Source organism: Coleofasciculus sp., from assembly GCF_046565525.1.
Taxonomy (GTDB): Bacteria; Cyanobacteriota; Cyanobacteriia; order Cyanobacteriales; family Coleofasciculaceae; genus Coleofasciculus.
Window position 1 is genome coordinate 23,556 of sequence record NZ_JBKHUP010000031.1, and the last position, 25,245, is coordinate 48,800.

General features: G+C 46.5%; 19 protein-coding genes. 18 read left to right on the forward strand and 1 reads right to left on the reverse strand.

Going from position 1 to position 25,245, the window contains the following annotated elements; all coding sequences use genetic code 11:
- From ACLGGO_RS13170 to ACLGGO_RS13250, 17 genes are all read left to right on the forward strand, one after another.
- Complete coding sequence (locus ACLGGO_RS13170; RefSeq protein WP_446419654.1) at positions 1-657, forward strand: IS607 family transposase; 657 nt, start codon at positions 1-3, stop codon at positions 655-657.
- A complete protein-coding gene (locus tag ACLGGO_RS13175) occupies positions 641-1,222 on the forward strand; it encodes a helix-turn-helix domain-containing protein (RefSeq protein ID WP_446419655.1) in 582 nt (193 codons plus the stop codon). Before ACLGGO_RS13170 ends, ACLGGO_RS13175 begins: the two co-directional genes overlap by 17 nt.
- Positions 1,223-1,226: 4 nt before the next feature.
- Positions 1,227-1,436, forward strand: a complete 210-nt coding sequence (locus ACLGGO_RS13180; protein ID WP_446419656.1) for a hypothetical protein — start codon at positions 1,227-1,229, stop codon at positions 1,434-1,436.
- Positions 1,437-1,664: 228 nt separating this feature from the next.
- Positions 1,665-2,303, forward strand: coding sequence for a hypothetical protein (locus tag ACLGGO_RS13185; protein WP_446419657.1), 639 nt, complete (start codon positions 1,665-1,667; stop codon positions 2,301-2,303).
- A gap of 9 nt (positions 2,304-2,312) precedes the next feature.
- A complete protein-coding gene (locus ACLGGO_RS13190; RefSeq protein ID WP_446365176.1) occupies positions 2,313-2,630 on the forward strand; it encodes a hypothetical protein in 318 nt (105 codons plus the stop codon).
- Positions 2,630-5,449: a hypothetical protein gene (locus tag ACLGGO_RS13195; protein ID WP_446419658.1), complete on the forward strand. Its 2,820-nt coding sequence runs from the start codon at positions 2,630-2,632 to the stop codon at positions 5,447-5,449. The genes ACLGGO_RS13190 and ACLGGO_RS13195 overlap by 1 nt, the downstream gene beginning before the upstream one ends.
- Positions 5,450-5,459: 10 nt before the next feature.
- A complete protein-coding gene (locus tag ACLGGO_RS13200) occupies positions 5,460-6,245 on the forward strand; it encodes a hypothetical protein (protein WP_446419659.1) in 786 nt (261 codons plus the stop codon).
- Positions 6,246-6,253: 8 nt separating this feature from the next.
- Positions 6,254-7,375: a hypothetical protein gene (locus ACLGGO_RS13205; RefSeq protein ID WP_446415870.1), complete on the forward strand. Its 1,122-nt coding sequence runs from the start codon at positions 6,254-6,256 to the stop codon at positions 7,373-7,375.
- 72 nt (positions 7,376-7,447) lie between these two features.
- Positions 7,448-8,257, forward strand: coding sequence for a hypothetical protein (locus ACLGGO_RS13210; protein WP_446419660.1), 810 nt, complete (start codon positions 7,448-7,450; stop codon positions 8,255-8,257).
- Positions 8,254-9,819, forward strand: coding sequence for a TrbI/VirB10 family protein (locus ACLGGO_RS13215; RefSeq protein ID WP_446415871.1), 1,566 nt, complete (start codon positions 8,254-8,256; stop codon positions 9,817-9,819). The genes ACLGGO_RS13210 and ACLGGO_RS13215 overlap by 4 nt, the downstream gene beginning before the upstream one ends.
- A 14-nt stretch (positions 9,820-9,833) precedes the next feature.
- Positions 9,834-10,574, forward strand: coding sequence for a hypothetical protein (locus ACLGGO_RS13220; RefSeq protein ID WP_446419661.1), 741 nt, complete (start codon positions 9,834-9,836; stop codon positions 10,572-10,574).
- A gap of 284 nt (positions 10,575-10,858) precedes the next feature.
- Complete coding sequence (locus tag ACLGGO_RS13225) at positions 10,859-12,787, forward strand: hypothetical protein (protein WP_446419662.1); 1,929 nt, start codon at positions 10,859-10,861, stop codon at positions 12,785-12,787.
- Positions 12,788-12,939: 152 nt separating this feature from the next.
- On the forward strand, positions 12,940-13,509 hold the full coding sequence (locus tag ACLGGO_RS13230; RefSeq protein ID WP_446419663.1) for a hypothetical protein: 570 nt from the start codon (positions 12,940-12,942) through the stop codon (positions 13,507-13,509).
- Positions 13,506-15,284: a type IV secretory system conjugative DNA transfer family protein gene (locus ACLGGO_RS13235; RefSeq protein ID WP_446419664.1), complete on the forward strand. Its 1,779-nt coding sequence runs from the start codon at positions 13,506-13,508 to the stop codon at positions 15,282-15,284. Before ACLGGO_RS13230 ends, ACLGGO_RS13235 begins: the two co-directional genes overlap by 4 nt.
- Positions 15,285-15,311: 27 nt before the next feature.
- Positions 15,312-16,727 carry a hypothetical protein gene (locus ACLGGO_RS13240; protein ID WP_446419665.1) on the forward strand — a complete coding sequence of 472 codons (1,416 nt, stop codon included), beginning with the start codon at positions 15,312-15,314 and terminating at the stop codon, positions 16,725-16,727.
- A 39-nt stretch (positions 16,728-16,766) separates the two neighbouring features.
- Positions 16,767-19,010, forward strand: a complete 2,244-nt coding sequence (gene topA / locus ACLGGO_RS13245) for a type I DNA topoisomerase (protein ID WP_446419666.1) — start codon at positions 16,767-16,769, stop codon at positions 19,008-19,010.
- Between the two features lie 69 nt (positions 19,011-19,079).
- A complete protein-coding gene (locus tag ACLGGO_RS13250; RefSeq protein ID WP_446419667.1) occupies positions 19,080-20,750 on the forward strand; it encodes an AAA family ATPase in 1,671 nt (556 codons plus the stop codon).
- A 184-nt stretch (positions 20,751-20,934) separates the two neighbouring features.
- Here ACLGGO_RS13250 and ACLGGO_RS13255 read toward each other — a convergent pair whose 3' ends face one another.
- Positions 20,935-22,086, reverse strand: a complete 1,152-nt coding sequence (locus ACLGGO_RS13255; RefSeq protein WP_446419668.1) for an Rpn family recombination-promoting nuclease/putative transposase — start codon at positions 22,084-22,086, stop codon at positions 20,935-20,937.
- 118 nt (positions 22,087-22,204) lie between these two features.
- Between ACLGGO_RS13255 and ACLGGO_RS13260 the strand changes: the two genes are divergently transcribed.
- Complete coding sequence (locus ACLGGO_RS13260) at positions 22,205-25,186, forward strand: CHAT domain-containing protein (RefSeq protein ID WP_446419669.1); 2,982 nt, start codon at positions 22,205-22,207, stop codon at positions 25,184-25,186.
- The last annotated feature ends 59 nt before the right edge of the window (positions 25,187-25,245 follow it).

Here is a 25,245-nt window from a genome sequence, read left to right on the forward strand (position 1 = left end):
ATGAGTTATGTCACACCCAAACAAGCCGCCAAAGTCCTCGGAGTCCATGTATCCAGTCTCAGACGGTGGGAATCACAAGGGAAACTTAAAACCATCAGAACCCCTGGTGGACAAAGGCGCTATGACCTCGAAGAGGTCGAGAAAGCAGCTTGTCTTCCAAAACCAGTTGTCACTGTTTGCTATGCGCGAGTCAGTACTCATTCCCAGCGCGATGATCTTGAGCGACAAACTGAATTCCTTCGTTCAAAATTTCCGGATGCGGAACTTTTATCAGACATTGGCTCCGGGCTTAATTTTAGGCGGCGAAAATTCCTTGCCATTTTGGACAGAATTCTCACAGGCGATGTCCAACGCCTTGTGGTTGCCCACCCCGAGCGACTTGTTCGATTCGGATTTGAGCTGGTTAAGTGGTTGTGTGAACGCGCCGGATGCGAACTCGTGGTTCTCAATGAACGTAAGCTCAGCCCAGAACAAGAACTGGTTGCAGATATGCTGTCCATCGTCCACTGTTTCAGTAGCAGGCTTTACGGACTGCGAAAATACAAAAAGCAAGTCACCGAAGCGTTACAAGAAGACTGTCCGACACGCTCACGCCAAAAAATCGACCAAGCAACCACCGAACAGTGTACTCAAAATCAGGGTGTATCCAACTCCTGAACTACACAAAGTTTGGAAGCAGTGGTTGGCGGCTTACCGTTGGGTGTTTAACTGGGCAATTGCCAAGCTAAAAAATGGGTTTGAGGGGGATTTGCAAAAAACCTATCGAGCATCCTCTGATATCCCAGAATGGGTGAGAACTCTTCCAGGACATCAAGCTCAGGAAGCCTGCGACGAAGCGTTTGACACTCACCGTCAAGCCAGACGTAACAATGGTGAGGCAAGATTCAAATCTTGTCGAGCTAGGTCGCAAACAATTCAGTTCAAACCGGGTAACTACAAGGGAGGTACTTGGTATCCCAGAACTACCAAGGGACTTACATTCAAAGCATCTGTCCCTATGCCAACTGAATGTATATATGGTACTGAGTTGGTGTACCAACGGGGGAAGTGGTTTGCTTGCATTCCAGTACGAGTTGAGGAAATTTCTACATCAAACAGTGGTGTAATTGCGCTAGATCCAGGAAATCGTGCCTTTTTAACAGGTTACGACGGCGAAAACGTTTTAGAGATTGGACAGGGAGACATCGGACGCATTAATCGCTTGTGGAAAGCACCTGGATAATCTCTTGAGCCGTGCTGCTCTATCCCCATCAAAGCGTCAACGCCACAAGATGAGGAAAGCTGCCAACCGCATCAGAGAGCGGATTAGCTGCTTGGTCAAAGATTTGCACAACAAGGTTATGAACGGCGCTCGAAACATCATGTTGAGAGCTTTGCAGGCAACTGCCTTCATCATTACTGGTGATGCTGTACTTACTCTAAATGCTGCTGTTTAAGCGCAAAGCGTGAGGTTAAATGTTGCACATTGATAGTTTACTTACTGCTTCAACCAGGGCTGTCGGCAGTGAACTACTTGACGCCAAGATTAGAGCGTGGGACTTCTCGCCGGATTAGTTAAAATCGATTTTAACCACTGGGTTAACCCAACTTTAACCCAGTGGTGGAACCGAGGTTCGCTCCTTTCTCGATAGCTTAGGAGAGTTCACGAGAAAACGAGTCAACCGATGATAGTTAAGGATTCTCAGGTTTCCCCACTCCCCGCTCATTTAGGTCAAGCCAGTCGCTTCAATACGAGCGATCGCTACTTCAAAAGTTCTGTGAGAGGATGCGGTGGGTTGAAAGCAACGACAGACCGCCTCAGTGTCCCCCTGCTGTTTATTGGGGGGTCGGCGTTGCTACTGTTGGAAATGTCTCTGCACCGACTGCTACTCACTTCTTTCGTTTATGGAGTCGCCCTATTATGTAGCGCTCCCCAATTTTTTGGCGGTGCGTTGACAAACATTGAACGGTGGCAGCGGCAATACAAGCTAAATTTATCAGCACTAACATTCCTGTTTCTATCAACAGTATTTGCCTTTGACCTGATGGCGACTCCAGCAAACGCTCAGTTCTTCAATGGCGCTCAGGAATTTATGACCCAAGCCTTTGGTAATGCTGGAGGTACCGACATCACACCCGTAATTGAAATTATTTTCAACGTCCTGCGGGGTTTGATGTTAATTTATTTAGGCGTTTCACTCATCCGGGTGGTACAAGCCGCTCGGAACGATGAAGACTGGCAGACCTTAGCCAGGACACCCATGATCATTATGGTAGCCGTAGTGGTCGCTGATATTCTAACGGGTTTCATCGTCGGGGTTTAAACAACAGATATGTCTGGCAAACGGGACTTTCGTACCGTTAATCAAATTCTGGGAACCCAGCCCCGCTTAGGTCCCTTTCCCGCTGACCAAGTAGTGCCTTGGAGTCTAATTGGGCTTTTGGGCTACATCCTCAAACAACTCTTGGGTTGGAACTTACTATGGACGGGATTGTTTGTGGCTTGGGGTTGGGCAACCTGGTGGACACTGACAGGTGCCAAAGGGTGGATGTTTTTATCCAAGTTTATTGGCGTGCCGCGAATTGTCCGAGGGTATAAGCGGTTTCAGCCACTCCTTTCCCATCCATCCAGTCGGTACAGGAGGAAATAATGTCGAAAACAACAGCATCAACCCTACCAAAAAAAAAACGGGTGGTAGCTCCACAATCCCAAACCAAAGTCGGGAAGAAGGCATTAAACTATGTCCCGCCTAAAGCCAAAAAACAAGTTACCCCCTTTGAAGACTTTGTTCATTTCGCCGGGATGGTTCGATTTAAGTTGCGCGGTTTGGATATTGGAGCCTACTGCCTCAAAAAAAAGGATACCATTCAGTTAAAATTTGGCTTTGATTGTACAGGAGTTCATCCTTCATTGCCCTGCATCCAAGTGCCGACTATTTTCGAGGCTATCGAGTCGGGATTGAAGGATTTACCTGACAACGAGACATTAACCATTCACGCCACTTCATTCACGACAGATTGGCAGCGACAAGCACAGCTCAAAGCCGTTCAAGACCATTGCGATTCCGCCCAACTCCAACTGTTGGTCGGTAGCGATCGCTTAAGAGTCAGAGAACTCACCGAGGCAGGGATTCGTAAACCCAAAACACTACGACTCTACTGCACCTACACCGTAGATGGCGATGCCGAAGGCACTTCCCAAGACGCTCTGGGCAAAATTTTACTGCTTTTAGCTCAAGGCTGGAAGGCATTCACCGGACAAATCCACGAACACAAGCGCCAACAGTTAGAGACCATTTTTCTCAATAGTTTTACCGATGGCTTCCAACTTTGGGAACAACTCTTGGCAACCAAGATGGGTCTTTCCATTCAACCCATGACCGCCCAGCACCTTTGGTCTGATCTGTGGACGCAATTTAATTTCTCAGACCCGCCGCCCATTCCCCATATTCTCACCTTGGACGACCGTAGTTTAACCGAAAAAAGCCAGAGCGATTTCCACATCTGCCATCATTTACTAGAGCGAGAATCCTCTGTACCCTTCTTTGACCGGGCTTGGGTGAGGCTCAAAAATCGCTATATCGGTGTCCTCTCCTTCACCGATAAACCCGCCGGGTGGCGAGATGAATATGCCCAGCTCAGGTATCTGTGGCAGGTACTGAGCCGAGAGCGGGTGTACGATACTCAAATCATTGCCCAATTCTCCCGAGCCAACGAAGCCCTCGCCAAGACAGCCGTGCAGCGCATCACCAAGCAATCCATTGTGGGTAGCGAACTCGCCATTAGCAACGCTTCTGTGGATGTGGGCGCTCAACTCAAAGCCGAAAAAGCGATCGCGGCTCAAGCTGAAATGATTGAAGGCGCCGTACCAATTAACACCGCCGTAGTTTTCCTCGTTCACCGTCGAGATACTCGGTCACTGGCAGAAGCTTGTCGGTATTTGAGTAGCTGCTTCCGTCGCCCCGCCGTGGTCGTGCGAGAGAAAGAATATGCCTGGAAACTATGGCTACAATGCCTACCTATTGTCTTAGAAAAGCTGCTGGCTAAACCATTCGACCGTCGCCTAACTTACTTTAGTTCAGAAGCCCCCGGATTGATGCCCCTGGTAACCACAGCAGCGGTGGATGAGTCAGGGTTTGAACTGATTGCAGATGAGGGGGGGACTCCCCTTCATCTAGATTTATACCAAAAGCACAAGAACCTGGGCGTTTTTGCCACGACTCGTGCGGGCAAATCCGTGTTAGTGTCGGGCATTCTCACCCAAGCCCTGGCACAGGGTATGCCCGTCGTCGCTCTGGATTACCCCAAGCCAGATGGCACCAGTACATTCACTGACTACACCCAATTCTTCGGCTCAGAAGGCGGAGCTTATTTCGATATTGGCTCACAGAGTTCCAACCTCTTTGAAATTCCCGATACCCGTGCCTTACCAGACATCAAGACGCGCAAAGAACGCATGGCGGACTACAAAGATTTTCTGGCAACAGCCCTGTTCGCGATGGTTTTGGGTACTAATCTGGATGGAGTCAATCCCCTTTTAGTAGACAGCACGCGGGCGGTAATCGGCTTGGCTTTAGAAACCTTCTTCAATGATGCCGATATCAAACTGCGCTACCAGCAAGCCAGAGAACGTGGTTTTGGCACTCCTGAATGGGAAAATATCCCTACTTTACAGGATTTCTCCCAATTCTGCGCTCCCGGCTTTTTGGATTTGGATGCTTTGGGCAAGAGTAATAGCGGTATCGATGCCCTGACAGCCCTCGACCAAATCCAAATCAAACTCCGATTCTGGTTAACCAGCAGCCGAGTGGGAAAAGCCATCAGCCGCCCCTCGACCTTCCGTTCTGATGCCAGATTACTGGTGTTTGCCCTAAGAAACTTGAGCAACGATGCCGATGCTGCCATCCTCTCACTGTCCGCCTATTCAGCCGCCCTGCGGCGGGCACTGGCAAGTCCAGCCAGCATCTTTTTCATCGATGAAAGCCCCATTCTGTTTAATTATCCCTCAATTGCCGAGTTGGTCGGGAGACTGTGTGCCAATGGTGCTAAATCTGGGGTGCGAGTTATCTTGAGCGCTCAAGACCCAGAAACTATCTCCAATAGCGCCGCTGCTTCTAAAATTTTTGCTAACATGACCACCCGTTTAATTGGAGTGATTCAACCTTCAGCGGTAAAAAGTTTCGTGGATATTTTTCAGTATCCGGTTGAGATTATTTCCCGCAACTCGACTGACGCTTTTTTTCCCAAGAAAGAAGGGCTTTACAGTCAGTGGCTTTTGGATAACAACGGCAAATTAACCAGTTGTCGGTATTACCCAGCCTATTGCCAGCTAGCAGCCGTTGCCAACAATCCAGACGAACAAGAATGGCGAAGCGCTTACTTGCAGAACTACAAACACAATCCTCTGGAAGGAATGGTGCGCTTTAGTGAAGCCTATGTTAACAGAATTCGCGGTCAATCTTTTGAATAGGAAAACAACAATGAAATCTCTACTTCTCCCTTTAACCCTTCCCAAAAAGCTGATTGTTTTAGGATTAACTCTGTCTGTCACACTAATGCCAACTCCAGCCCAAGCCAATCCTTGGGAAGACGTGATTAGCGACGTATCATCCAAGTTCAACGAGATTATTGAGCAGTTTGAGGGATATTTTTCCTCCCTTGATGCCTATCTCGACCAAGTGGTGGAAGAGGTCTTTGGTGCAGTGGCAACTGATATTAATGTTGCCCTTGAAGCCGCCACAGGACAAATGGAAATTCCCGATCCCATTACCGCGAGAAAGGTGTTAACGGAGTCATTAGGACAAGGTGAAACCACTGTTTTCATGGAAAATCCAGTCACAGGAACCCAGCGTGCTGCCAACACATTAGACCGGGAAATGACCCGCGCCAGTATCGCTTCGGTGTTAGGGGAAGCAGGGCAAGAGCGTGTGGTATCAGAAATTGAAAGCACAAAAGAAGCCGTTTCCCAAGCCTCTACTCTAGCTCAGCAGGCTCAGAACTTAGATGCGTCGCAAAAAGTCCTCAAAGCGATCGCGGCTCAAAATGGTCAGATTGCTGAAGTCTTGGGACAGCAGCGCCTCGACGCCCTGCAAGCAAGGCAAGACGCCCAATACGCCAATTTGAACCTCTCCAACATTTCCGAAACCCTAGACGCTGAGGCGAAAGAGCGGCGGTTGACGCTAATGGGAGAAGCCGCTTACGAATTAAGCGCGATCGCGGGCAATAGTTTGTTGGACACAACACCGACTCAGGGAGAGGAGGATTGATGGGGAGGATGACAATCAACGGACTTGTGCCACCCCTGTTAGCCGAAGCAACAACGTTACTCGAACAGGCGCACTCAACTTCAGAAGCCATATCCGCCGGGTTCAACGAATTGTGGACTGAAGTTCTCAATGGGGGATTGTATGAAGCACTCTGCGACGTGGGCGTCTTGTTTGCCGTCGCCACTTTAGTTTTGTTCATGGTGCGCTGGACAAAAGCCATGCTCAATGATGAATCCTCCGAAGCCTTTTCCGAACTGATTTGGCCGTTGATTGTCGGCATATTTCTGTTTAATAATGGCGCACTCCTCGCCCAAAGCACCCTAGTGATGCGGGACTATATCAATTCCGTCAATAATTACGTCCTCGAATATACTGCCGCCACCACGGGCATCCGAGAAGCCTACGAAGAAGCCAATCAATGGGGATTAGCCGAGACGCTCATGGGTTCCATGCTGCGAGACTGCACCAGCGGGGACAAAACCCAACAGGAAACCCTAGCTTGCTTGCAAGAGGTGCAAGCCAACCTGGAAGAGGTTCGGGACGAACTCCGAGAATTTCGGGGTAACGATGGCAGTTGGTGGGCGCAGGCATCAGAAAGAATTGGATTAGCGATTCAAGCGGTTCAAGAAGGGGGTGGCAATTGGACAGATGTGTTGCTCTCTGGGTTTAGCTCCACCATTGGGGCAACATTACAAACCGGGATTCGGATTTTGCTCATTGCCTTAAACCAAGCCTACCAGTGGGGCATCGAATTATCAATGATTCTAACCGCCCTGGTTGGTCCAATGGCAATGGGAGGCACGTTACTACCGACAGGAGCCAAGCCATTACTCTCCTGGCTCAGCGGATTTTTTGCCTTGGGAATGGCTAAATTATCCCTCAATATTCTCATGGGATTAGCCGGATTGCTAATCGTAACTGCCGATGCCAATCAGCCCATGTTTTTCCTGGTTTTCATTGGTGTAACCGCTCCATTTCTTTCAGCCGGAATTGCCGCAGCTGGTGGTATGGCTGCCTTTGCGGGTTTGGCGAGGGGAGCTACGTTTATGGGCGGGATGACAGTGGGGACAACGGTGGGCGTGGCTCGGATAGTTGCTGCTCGCCAAGCTGTAGCTAGAAGTAAAAAGTAAAAACTATGCCCTTCTAGATTCCAATCCACAATCAACAATCAACAATGAACGGGTGGTTAAAAGGAGGAAATTGTGACTCAACCAATCAACAGATTAAAGAAACCGAGTGACTACAGATTTTTAAGTTTTGGAAATTCAGTCCCCAGCAGTGTGGCGGCGATGTCTATTGCTTCGGTGGCGATTAGCAGTCTAAGCTTATTACTGTTAATTGCTAATTATGGAGCCACTCACCGAGTTGCCCAAAAAGAAGTGCCAACCTTGGTGCAACTGGCAGATGGCAGCACCATAACTGTTGCGCCTTTGGGTAAAAATGATCGCACTCCGGAGGTAATTAAAAAATTTGTTTCTGATACTTTTGTTCTGCTCTTTAATTGGGACGGCGTATTACCCTCTAGCTTAAGCGAGTCCAACTCAGATCAAGCGACTCCCGCTCTCGATTCAGGAGTAGTCATTAAGGGAGGTAATAAGTCACATCAAAGCGGACGAGTCACAACAGGAGCATGGCACGCGGCATTTTCCATTACTGACGAAGGAAATTTTCGCCAAGAATTCCTGCGGGAATTGGCTCAATTAACGCCCGAAGGGGTATTCAAAAACGGGCAGGTGCGCGTTGCCCTAATTCCCCGCCATGTCTCAGAACCGCAAAAGATTGGAGAGGGGCGTTGGCAAGTTGATTTAGTCGCGACATTAGTAACCTTTGAGCGGGGTGACAACAGCGGTAAAGGAGTCCCATTTAACAAAACGATATTTTTACGAGCCGTTGATACGCCTCAAATGCCACCCCCCGAAGCCACAGAATTGGCTCGCACCATTTACCGAATGCGAAGCTCTGGTTTGGAAATCACAGGAATTGTTGATTTGGAAAGGAAAGACTTGAAATGATATCAGATAAACAACAAAGAGACGTTGAACAAACAGAAACGCCAACAGTAGCCCAATTGTTAGGCATGTCCGAACTCGATTCTGAGCCGGAAACCGTTGTTGAGGAGAATGAAAACATCTTCGAGGATGGAGAAGATGACCCAGCCGCTATTGCCACCCAACATTCCATCGCCGATATGGCTGGTAGTCGGATTGCTTTAGTTGGGGGAGCGATTGGTATTTTGGTATTTGGAGCGGGTGGGTTGTGGACTCTGATTAACAACTCAACTCGGGTAGTCGAAAACCCTGCGGCACCAGTCGAAGAGAACGTCATAGAAGCCGAAGCACCACCACAACCCGATGGCGCTTTGAAAACCGAAATAGCCCTGGCACAACAAAGAGAAGAGTTAGCCGCCTTGGGAGAACTACAGCCTCAACAGCCAGCCAATTTACCAACTCAACCCTTACCCCAACCTGAAGAAACGCCGATAGAGCCTGAACCCGTACAAACGCCTGTAGCTGTATCGATTCCCCAACGAGAGCGACCTAGACAACTTGTTTCTCAACCTCGTCCTCAACCTCGTCCTCAACCTCAACCTCGGCAAATAGCACAGCCGTTGCCAACTCCCCAACCCAAACCCGCGAGTAACCCAGGGGTTCAACCCGCCAAAAGAGCTGGGGGTGAAGAAATAGACCCTTATGAAAAATGGCTGATGCTGGCTTCAGCCGGGAGTTACGGGCAAATTCCCTATTCAGAAGCTAAGACCCCCACAACTCCTATAGCCAATGTCGAGACTACAGAGAACCAAACCATCCAAAGCGTTCCTTCCTGGGAGCCGCGTTTGCCAACCGCCCCCGTCTCAACAACGGTTTCAGCCTCAGGCTACGACTTAGAAGCCGAAGCCAGGATTCTATCAGGGACAACTGCCAACTATTTAGTCGCGGGCGAGGGGGCTAGCGCCGTGCTGGAAACCCCAATTATGTGGGCATCCTCCCAAGCAGACTCCCCGGATACTTTAATCTTCACCGCTCAGCTTCAAGAACCCTTACTCGATAATCAGGGGCAAATAGCCATCCCCGCAGGTTCCCGACTGCTGTTACAAAGGCAGAGTACTTCTGGGGAGTTGGTGCAGCTAGCCGTTAAGGCGATTGCTATAGATGGCACAGAGTATGCGGTTCCGGACGGAGCGATGAGTGTGCGCGGTCAACAGGGTCGTCCGTTAGTCGCCTCCAAGCACGAAGACATTGGAGACGAACTGTTAGGCTATGACGTGACCTTAGGTCTTGTGGGCGGTTTGGCACGAGTCGGGGAGGAACTGACCCGCCCCGAAAGCGAGGAGACCCTCGAAGACGAACGTCCCAATGGTACCATCCGAATTCGTAAGACTACAACAAAGAGCGATCGCAATTTACCTGGTGCCTTTGTTGAAGGAGCGTTCGGGGTGTTACAGGAAAGCATTGAGCAAAGAACTCAACAAGCAACCGCTGAGGCAATGGAGCGGATTAATGATAATCCCCTGTGGGTCGTCGAGCGGGGAACGGAACTTTATGTCGTGGTTGATAGTAGTTTTCAAGTGAATTAAGGGTGTGGTTCAACATGATAAAAATTAGCAGGAAACCCAGTTGGAAACAAGTCTTAAGTGCTGGACTATTGGCAACTGCTCTTACCACAGTTAGTGGTGGTTTAAGCTCTTCAGGTTTAGCGCTGGCTACTCGGCAAATCAGCAGTGATACTCAGCGGACAATAGACCTGAAAATCTGGGAAGCTCATGGAGTCAATCTTAGCTTTATAACTGTGGGAGAAACCATAAGGAAAGTGTGGTTGGATGACCCAGCGCAATTTGTGTTGAATGTAGATGGCTGTCTGGAAAATTTATCAGCGGATTCTTGTGCCGAACCGGGAGCCAGTGTGTTGCACATTCGCCGCATTAAACCAATCAATTTCCCCGGTTTACCTCGAACCCCTTCTGGAAGTGGCGCTCACTTGACGGTGATTACAGAAGCAGTCAATGGACAGCGAAAAATTTATAGTTTCCGACTATTAACTGGTACTGGACAGCCGGAATACAGCACAATTGAGATTACTCCCGCACCTTTGTCAGTTAGGAACCAAATTCTGATTGCTAGTATTCGCCAGGGACTTGAAGTAGCCCAGAAGAATCAGCAAATTTCTCCCAATGACCCTTTATGGAATCGCATAGAAACATTTTTTGGGTTGCTGAACAATGGTCAAACCGTGGAACAAGCCGCTGCTCAAGCGCAAATTTCTCTAGCCTTGGTGCGGCGATTAAATTCTCTGGGCAGTCGAGGCTCAACGATACCTGATTTTTCTATTTAGTTGGTTGAATTGATTGGATAAAATTCAGCGCTGAAAATAGCGCTGTTTTTTTGTGTCAATACTAATGGTCGTTTTTAGCTAATTCGTTTAATTGAGTTTATTTCTTTTACCTCTTTGGGTCAAAGAATAAACTATCCAGATGGTCAATGTGGATTATAAATAAACACTCTACGATTGAAATCAGATATAAATGACTGTAGAAACTGATGCTCCTGACGCGGTGATAGGGAAACAAGAAGTTTCTAACACTATCTATTGCCAATGAAACCGGGAATAGCTTAACCATGACATCCAACCCATCTAACTTGCAATTAAAAACCGTAGAATCTCCGGATTCTAATTCCAAAAGGGAGCGAGAGACTAATTTAGCCTTTCAGTGGCAGTTCTTTTTGTTCCTGGGATTAATGATTGGCTTAGTGCTGCACGGTTTTTCTACCTTCCACCCCTGGCAATATTTGAATTTAACCGGGAAAATAATAGAGGCAGCTAGCGCTAACACCCAGACCCCACAGCAGAATCCCCAAATTCCTGTATCCAACTTTAATGGCGCTCCCGTTCCGAATTGGAGCCAAATTACCTTTAGCAATCTACCCGGCATTAGCAGCAGTGGAGTGATTGAATTACCTGACGGGAAAGTACGACAATGGAGTGAAGGGCAACTTCCCAGCGAGTATTTAGAGTTGGGGGATTTTGAAGAAGCTTTCAAATTGCAGCGATTTAATCTGGCGACTATCGAGCAGTTATCCGGCATTTCCTTGGGTTCCTATTCCTTAGCCGATTTGGTACTAATGGAGTGGCAAACTGTGGCAGATTTGACAGAAGCGATTCCGAGTTTGCTGCCCTTAAACGTGGAACAAGTGCCACCTCTCTATGACTTATTCGCTCAATTTTTACCGACAGGATTTAACCCCAACATGACCGTTGCCGAAGTCTTGCAACAGTTTCCCCAAGCTGAGTTTTTGAGTATGGGAGAGCTAAATTTAGCCAACTACAACCTGTTGGATATCCCTGGAATCGACTTGGCGACGTTAGAAAACTTTCATAACTGGCAAGACACCTTAATTGGCAACGTCCCTGGATTAGACCGAGTGCCATTTGACCAGTTTCCCGTATCAGCGGCGCCTTTTGGAAGTGCAGTAGGTAAGGTGGATCTGGTACTCCAACAACCGGAAGGCGATCGCTATCGCTCAATTAGTGGTGGTGATCAAGTCGGATTCAACGTTCCTTGCGATACCGACTGCGCCCATATTGAACTAGAAGGAACCGATAAGATTCAAGGTACCCACTGGATTAGTGGCAAATTCCAGGACGTCGAGGGGGGATTTGGAGTTCTCAAAGCCCTCAACAACGGGAAGGAACCCACGGGACGCCATCCTTTTGGCAAAGCGTTCAAAGTGGTGGTTTGGGAAACCGATGCCGCCTCTGGTATTATGCAGCAGGCGATGTTTTTCCGCATCTGTAAGCGAGGAATTCCTGACCTGGGTTGTTCACCCTATTTTATCGGTCCAGTACCTTTTCTCACCTACAGGGAAATGGACTCCATCTTTTTAGGGTTTCCGCTGAATCCTCCCGGTGGCGATGGTGGTTCTCGTGCGGCTTTATCGGGTGCAGCCAGAAGTGTAACTGAAAATTCAACTCAAGCTACGTCGGCTACCCCCCCAACTTCACCCACCTTATCTAATTCGACGGCTAGTTCGGTTGAGTTGAGTGCCGTCGCTCAGGCTTTGGTCGCCGTTGATGGCATATCCGGTCAAGCTACTGGGGATTATGGGGCGGTGACGCAAACCGTTTGCGCCTCTAATTATTGCACCTCCGCCTTGGGACGGTATGGGTTATCGAGTCAGCAGCCGGAGGTTCGTGCTGCTATCCAGCAAGCGGAAGGAGGTACAGGGGTACTCTCACGCCTGGATGCTGGGGAAATAGTAAGTGAGCCAGAATTGCTGGCGGTATTCCCCCAAGCTACTCAAGATCAGGTTTTTCACGCTCAACTGCAAACCCTATTAGAGATTACCAAGGGACAAACTGATCCTACAACCGGGAGACCCTTTACAGGCGATCGCGTAATCGAACGCATGGCACAGATTTATTGGGGTGGGATAGCTGTACCGCCTGATGCTGCTATTGGTACAGCCTCATCTCTGACAGTTCAAGGTTATGGCTCTCAAGTGTTAACTCGTTACCAGCGCTATCGGGGTAGAAAGCGTCTGGAGTAACCAACGTTAGCGGTGACAAGAAGGTAGAAGGCTCCAAGGGAAGGAGCAAGATACAAGGAAATAATAACTGTTGAGGCGAACCTGATGTCAACCCTTAATTCAAACTTCACGCCTTCAATTGGAATACTTTGAATTGGTAGCGAAGCAAAATAATGATATATTCCCCATCTAAGAAGCCTAAACGACGACTTTTCTTAACAGGGTTTTTTGCCTTGAGTACCGTAATCGGTGGTGCGCTTGTTTTCCCCAGGATACTTGATAGCCATCAGCAGCAGAAGTGGCAAAGTGCCTCCCAACTTGATGCCGCCTTGCTGCAACAGGTAGTGCAGGAAAATCACTGGGAATCGGCAGAAACTGACCCGTTTTCTCAGATGGCATTTCTGACAATTCAACCATCAGGACAATCCTCACCCCTATTCGTCTTTGATTTTAATGAACCCAAGCTTTGCGGTAAAGGCGGTTGTTTGTTTGCTGTCTATCTCAGGGATTTAGATACCGGAGCTTATCAAAAAGTGCTGCGGGTACTGCTCCCTAAACCTTTTGATATCCCCCCTCGCATTTCTCTCATCGAAAGCCGAAAACACCAAGGCGTTAACTGTTTAAATATTTCCCTGGGAGTTCGGGAAAAAACCAATCCCTTTAAGAACTTGTCCTATTGCTACAACGGCAATACTTTTGTGCAAGTGAATCAAGAATTTGAGAAAAGTAAGGAGAAATCGTGAATCACTACCACAGTATGGCTCAAATCCCGACTTCAACCCCAGCGAGTTCGACTAAGTTTGAGCCTAACCATTATGTTGAACAATTGGAGCAACAACTCTTTACACCCCAAGGGGGGATGCTGGTTGCCTGTGTGCTGGGGATAGGATTGATGAATCTGCTCTCTGGGCACCAAAAGAAAGGTAAACTAGCTACCAGTTATTTTGGGGGGAGAAAGGAGTGCAATAAAGCCAAGAAAAAAGCGATCGCGCAAATAGAAAATCCCAAGTGCGATAGCGCTTCCCTCTATATTGGTCGTCCGAAACAGCCTAAAAATAAACCCAATAAACCGTATCGTTCTTCAGTCAAACCCACCCCGAAAGACAAGGGTTTATTTTACGTTCCTGACGTTCAGCGAGGGACATTGGTGTTAGGAGCGCCGGGTTCAGGGAAAACTGCTTCAGCCATTGATCCCATGCTCTATTCAGCCGTGGATCAAGGGTTTCCTATCATTATGTACGATTTCAAATATCCCTCCCAATCCAAAATGGCTGTATTTGCCAAGCGACAGGGTTACGATGTCCATGTTTTTGCACCTGGGTTGCCCGAATCAGAGGTATGTAACCCGTTAGATTTTTTAAGAGATGAGACAGACGGAGAAAGCGCCAGACAAATTGGTACAGTCATTAACAAGAACTTCAAACAGATTTCTCAAGGACAAGAAGACCCCTTCTTTGGTCCAGCCGGTGACCAATTAGTAGAAGCTATTCTCATGCTCACCAAAAGCACTCAATATCCTGACATCATGATGGCGGCTCAAATCCTCAGTTCAGAAAAGATGGTGTCGCGATTAATTGCTGCCAACATGAATCCGTGGATACGATTATCCTTTGGTCAGTTATTTTCCAGCGCCGATTCTGAGAAAACCGTTGCCGGAATTGCGGGTTCTGCCAGCCTTATGTTTACCCGGTTTATGAAAAAGAATACCCTGGGATGTTTTGTCGGAGAAACGACCCTACCCTTGGATCTCAAAGGCAAGCAAATAGTAATTTTTGGCATGGATAGAGAGCGAGAAGCGGTTAGCGCTCCCTTACTCTGTAGCGTGATGCACATGCTAATTGCCCGAAATATTGCCAAGCGCCGCCAAGACCCTTTAATCGTCTGTCTGGATGAATTTCCCACTCTCTACCTACCTCACATTGCGAAATGGCTGAACGAATCGAGAAGTGAGGGGTTTTGTGGAATACTAGGAGCGCAGGGGTTATCACAAATTGAGAAAAATTACGGCAAAGAAAACGCTAAGACGATAATCACGGGGACGAATACCAAATTTTTATTTAATTTAGGAGAATACGAGTCAGCGCATAGTTTTAGCAATTTCTTAGGAGATGAAGAGATTTCCTATAAGCAAAAATCCCGAAGTGTCAGCCAAGGGAAAACTACGCGCTCGACATCAGACCAGGATAAAACCCGTAAACTGATGGAACCCGCTCAGTTTAATAAACTCCCGCCAGGTGCTGGTGTTATTATCAGTCCCGCTTATGGGAATAACACTGAATCTTATGTACCAATCAAGCAGCAATTTAAGCTCTCAAAAGACCTAGAAGCGATTAAAGCTGATAACGAAAGGAATTGGCAAAACTTGGTCGATTGGCTGATTAAAAAAAGCACCCAGATTGTACCAACCGAACAAGATACAGAGGAGCGGAAAGCAGAAGTCGAACGACTATTTCCCATTCCTCAGTCTACCGATGACCCAGCCGCCAGTCCTGTGGGGGCGTATAGTGGGTTATTTTAGAGAACTTTTAATTTTGAATTGTTGATCATGTCAAACCATCAGCAAATAGCCGAAGATTATGCTAAACTGGCTCAACAGTTGCTAGCTGTATCACAGAGTTTATCCCAACTCGGAATTGGCGCAACGGCTGGGTTTTTTGAGTCAGCTTTGAGCCGGGATTCTCAGGAGTCCGAGGTAAAAGAGAACGATAGATTTTCACCTCGCCAGCCAGAATTCGGTTTGGGGAGGGATAGTGAAAAGCCAGAAAGCCAACTGAATTTTGTGGATAAGCTGGTCGCTGGGACTAAGGCGAAATTCACATCAATGGACGATAGAAAAGTGGCGTTAGTCGCCGCCACCCTCTTGGACAATCAGGGTCAGATGGAAATTAATCCCCTCACCCAACAGCCTGAGAAGGTGTATCGGGGAGATGGCTATGCTATTCGTCAGATTGGTGATGTCTATTCCATTAGCGATGCGACGGATAGAAGTCAGACCAAAATGAATTTCTATCTGACTGAGAATGGTCCAGCCATTTGGGGAGAAAACAAGCTTTCTTCCCCGGAAAAAGCTGAATTCTTGAGCGTCTACCGCAACCTGAAGGCGGGAAGCCAACTCGAAGGTGCTGATGTGGGAGATTTGGCTAGAAAAGTAGCGACGTTGGGAGCATTATCTCCTCAAGGTTCCCATAAAGTCTTGAGCGATTTGAAGGGGATGAAGGCGTTTGGACTAATCAACCATACCATTAACCAAATGGGTGTTGAACCCAATGAAGCCAACGTTCAGGTGATTGTTGGCGGTTATACCCTGACGCGGGAAAGGGGGGAAGATGGAACCAAAGTATCGATGCATTCAAACGATGGTCGCGGGGAATTATTATCCTATACAGCACAGCGAGGGGATAGGGGTATATCGGTGCAGCTGGATACCCTGAAACTCAATCAAGGAGATATGGCGTCGTTGAAAGAAATTGCCCAGCATTCTCAATATCTTGCGGCTGAGTTACCCTCAAGAACGGCTGTGGCTGCACCTGTGCCTTTTATGACATCACGACCCTTAGATATTCAGCCCGATTTGTTTAAGGCGTTACAGCATTTGAAAAACCTGGATGTTAAGCGTGAAAATGAGGAAGATTACCCTGGGAAAAGACTAACTGTACTCAATAATGACCCAACAGGCAGATTTTTGCTCAACCGTATCCGTTCCCATCAAGGAAAACTGTCCGAAGCCGAGCAAATGGTGGCGTATGAATTTTGTTTGGGTTATCAGAAACAGTTGCAGCAAGCTGAGATTGATTTGCCAACCTCCTCAAGTTTGAGCCAATTTCTGACTCAGAAGAAGACTGAGTTAATTCGTCAGGATGCTAACCCCGAAGCCATCATTTCTGCGGCTAAAGTCCCAGCGTCGTCAGTTGCGCCCAAAAATGTTTATCCGTCTCCCCCAAACTCTGCAAGGGAATTGTAAACACGTTCACATTCACCCCTAAGTAAACTCAAGAGAGTCATGGCGAATCTATTAATTATTGAATCAGGCGGTAAGGTCAAAAAACTCAAATCCATTCTCGGTGCTGGCTGGACAGTCAAAGCCAGTATGGGTCATGTTCGGGAATTAGCCGATGATGGTGAAGATTCTCTAGGATTTGACTTGGACGGTTCCCATATTCACTGTCGTTACATTCCTCGCAGTTCACAAGCCAAGAAAATCCTGTCTGAATTGCGTCAAGCCGTCCGCCAAGCCGACCGAATTTACTTGGGGACTGACCCAGACCGAGAAGGGGAAACCATTGGCTGGCATTTGACCCAAGCGTTACACTTGAACAATCCCCTACGGGTTACCTATACTGAGATTACCAAAACCGCCGTAGAACGCGCGATTGCAAATCCCAAAACCCTTGACTCAAACCTTATCGCCGCCGGACGCGCCAGGGATTGTCTGGATAAATTAGTCGGATATAAGGGTAGCCAGTTAGTCTGGCGCTTGAATAACGGCTGCAAGTCCATGGGACGGGTACAGAGTGCGACGTTGCATCTTCTGGTGAAGCGAGAACAAGAGATTTTGGCATTTAAACCCCAGGATTATTGGGTCGTCTGGGTTGAGTATCAGCAGGGATTTAAAGCCCTTTACGCGGGTCGAACTCAGCCGCAAACGACGCAACGGGAGCATTCTCGGGATAAAACCAGGAATCAGCCAGATGATACGGGAGAAGAGCATCCAGTCGCTGAAGGGAAACGGGTACTCTCTCAGGAAGAAGCTGACCAATTAGTCGCCATTGCCCGTTCTCATTCCCATCATGTTATCAGTGTAGAGGGCAAGAGAGTCAACCAATCTCCCCCAGCCGCATTCACCACCTCCACCCTACAGCAAACCGCTGGTGCTAAACTCAAGCTGAATCCAGAGGTGACGATGAAAATTGCCCAAAACCTCTATGAAGCTGGGCATATTACCTATATGCGAACCGATTCAGTCGCCCTCTCTCCAGAATTTTGTACCGCCGCCAAGCAGTGGCTTTTGCACCATGACCCGGATAATGTACCCGCTAAAGTAACCGCCCATCGCTCCAAATCCGGGGCGCAAGAAGCCCACGAAGCCATCCGTCCCACCCATGTTGAACGCACACCAGAACAATTATCGGCTCAACTCACCGGGGACGAGGCGAAGCTGTATGATTTAATTTGGCATCGCGCGATCGCAACCCAATGCTGTCCAGCTCAACTGTCTAAAACTCGCATTGTCACCCAATCGGGGGACGTATTCTGGGAAGCCAGGGGACAGGTGTTAATCATACCCGGTTATACCCGCTATTGGAATAACATCGCCGCCGATTCCCAATTACCCGCACTACAGCAAGGACAATCGCTGACACTCGATAACGCGGGTGCAGATAAGAAACAAACCCAGCCACCTCCCCGTTACAGTGAACCCAAACTGGTGCAGGTGATGGAACGGTCTGGGATTGGTCGTCCCAGCACTTATGCGCCGACAATTAAGACCCTGAAAGCGCGTGATTACGTTCAGTTAAGCAAAGGGAAACTACAGCCAACCCAACTCGGGATGGAACTGGATACATTTTTAGCCCAGGTATTACCCGACCTGATTCAGCCCGAATTCACCGCCCAGATGGAATCCGATTTAGATGCAATAGCATCGGGGAAATTGGACTGGGAGCATTACTTAACAGATTGGAATCGGGATTACTTTGCCCCGGCGCTTAACTCGGCTGTTTCACAACTGAAAACTATCCTACCCCAGTCTCAACGTATCCCCAATAGTCAACGTCAAAACCGTCCTCCAACTGAACCAACCGATTATCCCTGTCCCCAATGTCAGCATCTGATGACCAAAGTATTTTCTAAGTCTCAGAAGCTCAAAGCCGACCATTTCCTCAGTTGCGATAACCGCCAAGGGGGATGTGGAACGGTAATGTTTTGGAATCCTCAAGCCGGGAATTATGAGTTACCCCATTCCCCTCGTTCTGTACCGAAACCTGACCCCTCTAAATTAACCGAGTATTCTTGTCCAAGTTGTGGGAAACCGTTGGAACTGTATGAATACCAGAAAGAGGGTCAGCCTAAAAAAATGCTACGGTGTGCCAATCCCGCTTCTCGCCACCATAAATGTAAGGATGTCGCTTATTTTTGGACAAAAAAAGGGACATTCTGGAGTCCGAAGTTTGGCGAAGTCAAAAATATACCCTTGAGCCAAGCGAAGGGTCAAAAAGCAAAAGCTACAAGAAAAGCGAACAGATAAACCCAGAATGGGAAAATGCCGAGCTAATTCCCAAGATTGAGCCTCTAGAATTCAAGCCAAGCGAAGATTATGCCGAATTTAAACGACCTCCCGGATTTATTAGTATCCGGCGAACCCGTTATTGCCTGCGAATCCCCCCACCAGGAAAAAGTAAAGTTTCTCACGTATGTTCTCCAACACTGTGCTAATCCTATGGGGGTCGATTGCTATCTTTGGAATTTGGGTCAGAGGGTATTAACTCGCGTGACTGAACGTGCAGAGACTAAATCTCTAATTTACACTCCAGTAACCGACTACCATCCCCCCGATGTTTCCACTGAGGAGATAGCCGAACAATTTCAGATTTTACAGTTCTTACAAGACTTCCCCCAAAGTGGGATTTTTATTGTAGAGAATTTGTTACCGTGGCTGAGTGGCAAACCAGCGACTTTTTCCGGCGACTCGAAGTATTTATGGTTGAGCGACTATCTCAGTTCTCAGATTTTGAACTTAGCCACCTCCTTACGAGAGTTTTCTCAAAGCACGGGTCAGGTAAAACGCTTACTCCTCCTGGGCGCAGCGGCTACGCTTTCCCCGGAACTTGAAGAGGCGATTCCGGTTGTGGTTACTCCCCTCCCTTCCGTCTTAGAAATTGGCAATCACCTGGAAAGATTTCTCCCCCGTTTAGCCTCTGACCGGGGAATTGCTATTAGTCTGAATCAGCAAGAACGAGATAGATTAAGTCGGGCGGCGGCGGGGTTAACTTTATCGGAAATTGAGTCTGGCTTAAGACTGATTGCTACTCAACAAGGCAGCTTGACTCGTCACAGTTCCACTTTGATGAGGGATTACAAAATCGCTAAATTAAAGCGATTCAACATTCAGTTTGTGGCTGAACCCGATGTCGAGTTAGGGGGATTAGATTTACTCCAAGAAGAGTTTACTAAATTTGCCCGACTCTTAGAACCCGAAGCCCAAAAGTATAACCTGTCAATTCCCAAAGGAGTGATAATGGTGGGACCTCCCGGTACAGGAAAAAGCTATGGGGCGAGGCGTTGCGCTTCACGGATGGGTGTGCCTTTAATTTTGGCAGATTGGGGGGCGTTGATTGGTATTACGCCGGCTGAAAGTGAAGCCAATCTCAGGCGGTTACTAATGCTGGCTGAAAGCTGCGCTCCGGTAGTGTTGTACTTTGATGATATGGATAAAGGGTTAGCGGGGTTTGACTCGAATGCGGATGGGGGTGTGGCTCGTCGATTAACTGGAAAGTTGTTAACGTGGATGAATGATAGAACGGCGCCTGTATTGGTTTTGGCGAGTGTTAATAGGTTAAACTATTTACCACCTGAGTTGACGAGAGCCGGACGGTTTGATTATTTGTATTTTGTGGATTTGCCCAATGCTGGAGAGCGGAAAGATGTATTTGTCAAGCATTTAGCTAAATATGATTCCCGGTTTGTCGCCGGAGATGCTTATAGTTTTGAGCAGTGGATGAGTGTTTTGAAACGAACCCACAAATGCTCGAATTCTGAAGTTGCCACTATTGTTTCCAAGGCAGCAACTAAGGCATATTGTGAGGGTCATCCTGGTCGGATTGATGTAGCAGATTTGTTATCCGAGCGGTCTACAATTAACCCATTGGCGTTACGGGATGCGGAGCGGATTACGGCGATGCGTCGCAACGCGCAACGGGTATCGTTACCTGCGTCTTCGCCGGATAGCTCGGTCTATGCTCAACCTCAGGTGGATGATATTTATTAGTGACAATGATTGGCATTATTGACCTTTTTTGAATTCAAAATTCAAAATTCAAAGTTCAAAATGAAGAAAATTAAGCAGAATTTAACCATTTTTAATTCTGGGTACAAGCCCCCATTAATTGCAATGAGTGAATGCGTGAATTCCGCGTAGCGGTACTAGAGTTTCAGTTTGGAGTTAGTAACTTTCATGAACCCGAGTTGGATGATTGAGAATCCTTTGAGGAAGCACTTTGCTGAATGGCATTGAGGAGAGCTTGTTTGTTCAGTTCATAGTTGGGAGTTTTGACGTTGGCTTCTTTGCTACCAGGTGCTTTTTTCTCTGAATTATCGGGCAGAAGTTCCAATTGCGCCTCTTCAAGTTCAGGGTGTTGTTCACACCAACTTGAAATTGCGGCTGATAGCTCTTCAATATCATCTGGCACAGGAGCCAATAGCTGTTCTAATTCAGCCAAGTATCCTGATGAAAATAGCGAATATTGCTCGGTCAATAATTCGATAAAAGCATCGATATTTTGCTCAGGGAATGACAAAAAGCCTCGCCTAAATTTATTTACTGTTTTTTGGACAATTTCCAGAGGTAAATCTAGGGCGTGGGCAATTTGCTCTAAATCCAACCCCATTGGCAGCAGTCTGGGGATAGTTTCTAATTTCATTTCTAGGAGAGTGTCCTGATAAAATCGGGTTTGTTTAATTTCGCTTAATCCCAACATAGCGGCTATCTCCTCGCGGCTTTTTTTCGGTAGTTTGTAGACAATAATGGTTTCAATCAGATTGATGAGTTCACGTTGAAGCGTTTCATCGGTTAGCTGTTGCTGTGCTTGTTCGATTAACTGTCTTGCCAGTTGTCCGGCTGTCTCTTCCGGCTCAATTACAAGCTTAACAACTTCTACCCCTAATGAGCGTTCTGTGGCTTCCTCTAACTCATCCAGGTAAATCCATCTCACCCAGTTGAGGGCTAAGAGTTCATTAAACTGGGAAGTTGACTCTCGTTCAATGCTGCGGTTGGGATAGATGACGACAACTTGCCAAGGATGGGGTGGCTGGTATTGTCTTAAAAAGATGAAGAGTTCGGAAAATATGTGGTAGTATAAGGAATTATCTGGCTGGAACTGAACTTCAACGAGGTAGAAAGGTTTGTCGGGTTCGCTGGTTTTGGGTAAGAATAAACCGTCTAGGCGAAAGGCTAATTGTTTGACTTCGCGGGAGGTAAATTCATAGCTAGCGGCTTCTTCTGGAGGACGGTTAATAAGCTCAAATAAGATACTGGGGAATGTCCGAAATAGGTTATAAAAGATACTATCAGTTTTCACTAACTCTTTTTCATCGCCTAATAGCATTAATAAATGGTTCGTGGCTTATTTTATAAGGGTTTTTGTTTTACATCTCAAATGAAAATGTTATATGAGTTAAAGTGCCAAGACTACTCTTCTTTTACCAGTGATTTAGAACGGCTATATGGCTAAACAAATTTTCAAGCTAAAGCGCTTACTTTTAGACTATGCTTCTCGCTGTATAGCGCTTTTTACTATCGTTTTGTACTTATTTAGTCAAGTTGCGAATGCTCAGCCGCCAACTACCAATTTCTCTTCCAAGCTAGAAAAATTATCAGTAAGTTCTCAAGATCAAATTCTTACAGATTATCAAGAGATTATCAAAATTGCTCAATCTAAAAATGACCTAAGAACGGAAGTTGATGCCCTCTATAATGTAAGCAATATCTATAAAAACTTAGGCGAATACTCGAAAGCCATCGATTTTTATAATCAAACCATCAAGTTAGTTCGCTTCAATAAAGAAGATTCTGAAAGATTGAATAGTGGAACTCAACAATGTGAGACATTTACACGAGAAAGTGAAACTATTAACTATTGCCCTCAGATAGAACCAATAGAAAAGTATTTAATTGAAATTAATATACTCCTAAATTTAAGTGACACTTATCGCGTTCTTGGAGAATATCAACAAGCCCTCACCTTAAATCATCAAGGATTATCTTTAATAAAGACTATTGAAGTTCAGAGCAAGGACAATTCTAACCAAGGAAATTTAGTTTTATTGAAAGCTATTACAACTCTGTATAAAAGCCTTATATATTTCGATTTAGGAGAAAAAGAAATAGCCCAAGACTGCGTTAATGAAGCACAAAATATTATGAATAATTTACTAAAAGAATTTTGGGAAGAAGAAAACTCAGAATCAGAAGAAGATTATGTTTCACAAAAAGTGTCAAGTCTTTTTAGTACCTCAAGTCTCTTTAGTCGTTTTTTGACTCTCATTGTCAATCCTGATGATAAACAACTATTAACCAGTCTGGTAGATCAGTGGTGGCAAATCTTACAAACTATCGAAAAACCGCAGTTTGATGATAGTCCAGCACAATTTCAGCAGATAGAAAATGTTTTCTTTGAGATGATATTTAACTTAAACTTATATATTATTGGCAACAATTATAATCAATTGGGTGAGAAACAGAAGGCACTTGAAATTTACCATAAAGTATTAAAAACATTGAAATCCCTCAAAATATCTGAAATTGAACCTGAGTTAGAAGAGCAAGTTAAAGATATTAATGAGATTAAGGAGATGTTGAACATATTCACTAGCCAGATAAAAATTCTAGTTTTGAAGGATATGGGTGAAATATTTGCTGAATTTGGTAAAAAACAAGAAGCCCTGGATGCTTATAAACAAGCTTTAAAATTACTAAAAATTACAGGAGAAAGAAGTACCCAGGCTTTTATCTTTGATGCCATGGGTAAAGTTTATCATAGTCTTGAGAAATATAAATTAGCTTTGGATAGTTATAATCAAGCGCTAAAGATATGGGCTGAACTAGGCAATCAGTTAGCCGAAGCAAATACTCGTTTGGAAATAGCAATTGTTGAGCGCGATCGCAACCATCTTGATCGAGCAAAAACTCAAATTGAAACTGCGATTGAGTTGATTGAGCGTGAACCTCCTCCCAGAGATACTGACTTTTCTCAAGCCTCTGGGGATGAACAGCGCAAATTCCAATACTACATCAGTCTTGCTTCTTACTTTTCTGCCAAACAGCATTACTACGAATTTTATGTGGATTTGCTGATGCGATTGCACGAGCAATTTCCGTCAGATGGGTATATGGTGCAAGCATTTCAAGCCAATGAACAATCAAAAAATCGCAGCTTGTTAGCAATTCTGAATCGACGCGATCGCTACGTTTCAAACGCTAGAATTCCTAGCTCCTCCGATATCCGATACACAGAACTAGCGCGTGTTCCTCGTTTGTCCACCATTCAACAACAAGTACTGGATGATGAAAGTGTGCTATTGGAGTACGCCCTCGGTGAAGAACACAGCTACTTGTGGGTAGTGAGCAAGACCGAAATTTATAGCTACGAACTTCCTAAACGTGCAGAAATTGAAGCGACTGCTCGGAAGTTTTATGACTTTATGACTGTACCCAGTTTGAGAATTAGGACGAACAAAGCAGGAAAAGCAGGTAAAGAACTAAGCCAAATGCTCTTGGGACAGGTTGCTAGTCAATTGGGTAACAAGCGTTTGCTGATTGTAGGGGATGGAATTTTGCAGTATATACCTTTCGCTGCTCTCCCAGGTTTCAATTCCGACTCCACCGAACCACTGTTAGTCAGTCATGAGATCGTAACGCTTCCCTCAGCCTCGACTTTTGCCGTACTCAGGAATGACAGCAAAAATAGCCCATCACCCACCCAAACACTTGCTATTTTGGCAGATCCAGTTTTTGGTCACGAAGATGAACGGCTCAGAGGTATGCCTACTCAACCAAGTTCGCAGCTCAAACAACGTCCATTAGTCGGTGATCATCAACCTTCAGCATCTCAGTTTGCAGAACAGCTTTTTCCAAGGTTGCCTAGCACTCGGAACGAGGCTGACCAGATAGCATCTCTTGTACCCCCAGCCAACCAAATTCAAAAATTTGGTTTTGCAGCTAGTCGGCAAGCTGTGCTTGACTTGGAGTTGAGCCAGTACAGCATGATTCATTTTGCAACTCATGGCATTCTGGATGCTGAGAAACCAGAACGCTCAGGTATGCTTCTATCAGTTGTCAATGAGCAAGATGAACTCCAAAGAAGTTTGCTATCGACACCTGATGTCTTCAACTTACAGTTATCCGCCGATCTTGTAGTCTTAAGTGGCTGTCGTACAGGTTTAGGTAAGCAGATTAAAGGAGAGGGACTCATTGGTTTAACGGGTGGTTTGATGTATGCAGGAGCAGAACGAGTCGTTGTTAGTCTATGGAGTGTAGATGATCAAGCGACAGCAGCGTTCATGAGCCAGTTTTATCAAGGTGTCTTAAAACAGAATCTCCCACCCGCAAAAGCATTACGAGAGGCTCAACTCGCGATTTTGAAACAACCACGTTGGCAAAATCCTTACTACTGGGCCGCCTTCACACTTCAAGGTGAGTGGCAGTAGGAAATTGGAAAGATTAAAACAGGGAGGCTAGTTAGCCATTATTACAATCAAGTTCAGCA